Below are 3,650 nucleotides of genomic sequence, written 5' to 3'. Positions count from 1 at the left end.
CTGAGACTACAAGTCGAAAGACAGACAAGAAGTTTATCCTGAGTTTATCGAAGGGAGTCTGGCTGAGACTACGATTTTTAATTTTGGATTCATGATTTAGAATTACGAATTAAAAAAAGTTCATATATTATATTGAAAGGAAATTCTAGGAGTTAGCGTTCACGTTAAGAAAGTAGGAGTTATGTTACAGTTCTAACAACTATTAACTGATAACTAACAACTAATACGGGGGATTAGCTCAGCTGGCTAGAGCGCCTGCCTTGCACGCAGGAGGTCATCGGTTCGACTCCGATATTCTCCACGATTCTTTAGATATAAGTATTGATAGATTATAAAGCACAGGATTCATGAAATGAAAAAGTCTTTATACTCATTAGTTTTATATTGTTGAAAAGAAAAACGTTCATTGACATATTGATTTAAAAATACGAGCATTAATTGTAAACAATTAATGAACATAAAAGAGGTTGATACTAATTTAGTTACTTTATTAGTATCGGCAAAAACTAAAAGAGCAAGTTAAAGCAAGACGCATAAGCTAATTAAGGGCGTATGGGGAATGCCTAGGCTCTCAGAGGCGAAGAAGGACGTGATAAGCTGCGAAAAGCTACGGGGACAGGCACATACTGATTGATCCGTAGATATCCGAATGGGGCAACCCGGCATATTGAAGATATGTCACCTAGCAATAGGGGCGAACCCGGAGAACTGAAACATCTAAGTACCCGGAGGAGAAGAAAACAAAAGTGATTCCGTTAGTAGTGGCGAGCGAACGCGGATTAGCCCAAACCTGTATTGTTACGGCAATGCAGGGGTTGTAGGACTACAATATAAGATTTGTAATGAATTAGAATCCTTTGGAAAGAGGAGCCATAGACAGTGATAGCCTGGTATAAGTAAAGCACATTGATTTAGTAGTATCCTGAGTAGTGCGGGGCACGTGTAACCCTGTATGAATCTGGCGGGACCATCCGTTAAGGCTAAATACTCCTGAGAGACCGATAGTGAACCAGTACCGTGAGGGAAAGGTGAAAAGAACCCTGAATAAGGGAGTGAAAAAGATCCTGAAACCATACGCTTACAAGCGGTCGGAGCGCGATTTATCGTGTGACGGCGTGCCTTTTGCATAATGAGCCTACGAGTTACTTTTACTAGCAAGGTTAAGATGTTCAGCATCGGATCCGTAGCGAAAGCGAGTCTGAATAGGGCGCTATAGTTAGTAGTAGTAGACGCGAAACCGTGTGATCTACCCTTGGGCAGGTTGAAGCTTTGTTAACCCAAAGTGGAGGACCGAACCCGTTGACGTTGAAAAGTCTTGGGATGACCTGAGGGTAGGGGTGAAAGGCCAATCAAACTCGGAAATAGCTCGTACTCCCCGAAATGCATTTAGGTGCAGCGTTGGTATAGTTTTATAGAGGTAGAGCTACTGATTGGATGCGGGGGCTTCACCGCCTACCAATTCCTGACAAACTCCGAATGCTATAAAATGTTTACCAGCAGTGAGGGCATGGGTGCTAAGGTCCATGTCCGAGAGGGAAAGAACCCAGACCATCAGCTAAGGTCCCAAAATATATGCTAAGTTGAAAAAACGCGGTTGAACTGCTTAGACAGCTAGGATGTTGGCTTGGAAGCAGCCATTCATTTAAAGAGTGCGTAACAGCTCACTAGTCGAGCGGTTCGGCATGGATAATAATCGGGCATAAGCATATTACCGAAGCTATGGGATAGAAATATCGGTAGGGGAGCATTGTAGTGACGTTGAAGGTGTACTGTGAGGTATGCTGGAGTATCTACAAAAGAAAATGTAGGCATAAGTAACGATAATGCGGGCGAGAAACCCGCACACCGAAAGACTAAGGTTTCCTCAGCTATGCTAATCAGCTGAGGGTTAGTCGGGGCCTAACGCGAACCCGAAAGGGGTAGTGGATGGACAACAGGTTAATATTCCTGTACCTGCTCACATTAAAAGTGACGGAGGCGAGAAGTTAGTGCGCACTGACGGAAATGTGCGTTGAAGCCAGTGGTAACACGGCGATAGTACACTAAGGCTACGGCCGAGGTGATAATCTAGCGGATCGACTTCCAAGAAAACCAAGTGAAGCAGCCCGTACCGTAAACCGACACAGGTAGTTGGGATGAGAATTCTAAGGTGCTCGAGAGATTCATGGCTAAGGAACTAGGCAAAATCGACCCGTAACTTCGGGAGAAGGGTCGCCTCGCTTCGGCGAGGCCGCAGTTAAAAGGTCCAGGCGACTGTTTATCAAAAACACAGGGCTATGCTAAATAGAAATATGATGTATATGGCCTGACACCTGCCCGGTGCCGGAAGGTTAAGAGGAGATGTTATCTTCGGAGAAGCATTGAATTGAAGCCCCGGTAAACGGCGGCCGTAACTATAACGGTCCTAAGGTAGCGAAATTCCTTGTCGGGTAAGTTCCGACCTGCACGAATGGTGCAACGATCTGGACACTGTCTCAGCCATGAGCTCGGTGAAATTGTAGTATCGGTGAAGATGCCGGTTACCCGCTGTGGGACGAAAAGACCCCGTGAACCTTTACTATAGCTTAGTATTGACTTTGGATAAGTAATGTGTAGGATAGGTGGGAGACTTTGATCATGCGTCGCCAGGCGTGTGTGAGTCATTGTTGAAATACCACCCTTTGCTTATTCGAAGCCTAACGTCTCACGACGGACAGTGCTTGGTGGGTAGTTTGACTGGGGTGGTCGCCTCCAAAAGAGTAACGGAGGCTTCTAAAGGTTTGCTCAGTACGGTTGGTAATCGTGCGTAGAGTGCAATGGCATAAGCAAGCTTGACTGAGAGAGATACAGCTCGATCAGGTACGAAAGTAGAGCATAGTGATCCGGTGGTTCCGCATGGAAGGGCCATCGCTCAAAGGATAAAAGGTACTCCGGGGATAACAGGCTGATCTCCCCCAAGAGCTCACATCGACGGGGGGGTTTGGCACCTCGATGTCGGCTCGTCACATCCTGGGGCTGGAGAAGGTCCCAAGGGTTGGGCTGTTCGCCCATTAAAGTGGCACGCGAGCTGGGTTCAGAACGTCGTGAGACAGTTCGGTCTCTATCTACAGTGGGCGTTAGAAATTTGAGTGGATCTGACTTTAGTACGAGAGGACCGAGTTGGACGAACCGCTGGTGTATCTGTTGTTCCGCCAGGAGCATTGCAGAGTAGCTACGTTCGGAAGGGATAAGCGCTGAAAGCATATAAGCGCGAAACCCACCACAAGATGAGATTTCTTTAAAGGGTCGTGGGAGACTACCACGTTGATAGGCTATAGGTGTAAAGGCAGTAATGTCATAGCCGAGTAGTACTAATAACCCATAGGCTTATGCGCACACTCCGATAGGCAACTATCGGAGTGGAGAATTGCTTTGCAAGCTAATTTTAGTGTTCTTTTATCGTATATTAAATCAATATGTCAACAATATTGGTTGTTAGTTAGGTAGTTGTTAGTTGATAGTAAAAAATCTATCAACAGTCAACTAAAAACTCTCAACAAACGACTTAAGGTGGTTATAGCATCGGGGCTCACCTCTTACCATTCCGAACAGAGAAGTTAAGCCCGTTAGCGCCAATGGTACTACAATCGTGGGAGAGTAGGTCACCGCCTTCCTTGAAAACCCTTCATAAT

Annotated in this window: 1 tRNA gene and 2 rRNA genes; all 3 read left to right on the top strand. The window is 45.7% G+C overall.

Annotated features, from left to right (window positions below):
• Nucleotides 1-227: 227 nt before the first annotated feature.
• The 3 genes from DK441_RS00025 to rrf all read left to right on the top strand — a co-directional run bounded on the left by DK441_RS00025 (nt 228) and on the right by rrf (nt 3,632).
• Nucleotides 228-301 (top strand) — tRNA-Ala (locus tag DK441_RS00025).
• A 230-nt stretch (nt 302-531) separates the two neighbouring features.
• Nucleotides 532-3,353: ribosomal RNA gene (locus DK441_RS00020) — 23S ribosomal RNA — on the top strand.
• Nucleotides 3,354-3,524: 171 nt separating this feature from the next.
• A 5S ribosomal RNA gene (gene rrf, locus DK441_RS00015) occupies nt 3,525-3,632 on the top strand.
• Nucleotides 3,633-3,650 lie beyond the last annotated feature (18 nt).

The organism is Aquimarina sp. AU58 (genome assembly GCF_900312745.1).
Lineage (GTDB): Bacteria > Bacteroidota > Bacteroidia > Flavobacteriales > Flavobacteriaceae > Aquimarina > Aquimarina spinulae.
Note: the sequence above shows the minus strand (reverse complement) of the source record. Positions and strands in the feature narration are given on the sequence as shown.